A 1,086-nucleotide genomic window follows, 5' to 3' on the forward strand; every position below is an offset into this window, starting at 1 on the left:
CAAGGTGAGGCGGCATGAGCGCCGCTATCAGGCGCTCTTATGCAACGGAAGGCCGCTGGAGTCGTTCCACGGGACGTTGCGTCTGCCGTGAGCAGATATGCCGCCAGCAGATCAGCGTCGTGGGCGCGGATTTCTCGGCAACGCTGGTGACGCCGGCCCATCGTGCTCGCACCCATTCCCGACGGCCGGCGGGAGGACGCACCATGATCGAATCTTTTTCGCGCCTCACGCAGGCCGGGCCGGGGAGTCCGCGCCGGGCTACCGTGCAGGCCGCCGCATCCGGGCTCGGCTCCGCGGACGACCAGGTGTTCAGCCGGCTCCTCGAGAACCGGATCGTGTTCCTTGGTTCCGTGGTCGAGGACGCGGTGGCCAACGCGATCAGCGCCAAGCTGCTGCTGCTCGCCGCCGAGGATCCCGCGGCCGACATCTACCTCTACATCAATTCGCCGGGTGGCTCGGTGTCCGCCGGCATGGCGATTTATGACACGATGCAGTACGTCGGAAACGACGTGGCGACGGTCGCGCTGGGCCTCGCCGGTTCGATGGGGCAGTTCCTGCTCTGCGCYGGCACGGCGGGTAAGCGCTATGCGCTGCCCCATGCCCGGATCATGATGCACCAGCCGCACGGTGGCATCGGCGGTACCGCTGCCGACATCTCCATCCAGGCCGAGCAGATGCTGTACACCAAGCGCACGCTGCAGGAGCGAATCGCCTTCCACACCGGGCAGACCGTCGAGCAGATCGAGACCGACTCCGACCGGGACCGGTGGTTCACGGCCGAGGAGGCCAAGGAGTACGGCCTCGTCGATCATGTGGTTGTCCGGGCGGATCAGGTACCCAGTGTGGTCAGTGGAGCGGGCATGGGTTTGCGGCGGGCGGGCCGCACCGGTTTCGGCCCCGGCGGCGGGAGCGGGCGATGACCGGGCGGCCTCCCGCCGCGAGCGGGATCATGCTGGGTGGCGGTGCGCCGAGGGCCCGTCACGTCCTGCCGAACATCGTGGAACGGACCTCCCGCGGCGAGTACTCGATGGATCCGTATTCGAAGCTGCTCAAGGAGCGGATCGTCTTTCTCGGTGTGCAGATCGA

1 protein-coding gene and 1 pseudogene are annotated in these 1,086 nt (G+C 67.6%); both read left to right on the top strand.

Features of this window, described 5'->3' with window-relative positions:
- Nucleotides 1-203 precede the first annotated feature (203 nt).
- On the top strand, nucleotides 204-920 hold the full coding sequence (locus CcI156_RS23740; RefSeq protein WP_011437164.1) for a ClpP family protease: 717 nt from the start codon (nucleotides 204-206) through the stop codon (nucleotides 918-920).
- Nucleotides 921-949: 29 nt separating this feature from the next.
- A pseudogene (clpP, locus tag CcI156_RS27345) lies at nucleotides 950-1,086 on the top strand (ATP-dependent Clp protease proteolytic subunit); the annotation flags it as partial.

It is taken from the genome of Frankia sp. CcI156, from assembly GCF_001983015.1.
In the GTDB taxonomy this organism is placed as follows: domain Bacteria; phylum Actinomycetota; class Actinomycetes; order Frankiales; family Frankiaceae; genus Frankia; species Frankia casuarinae.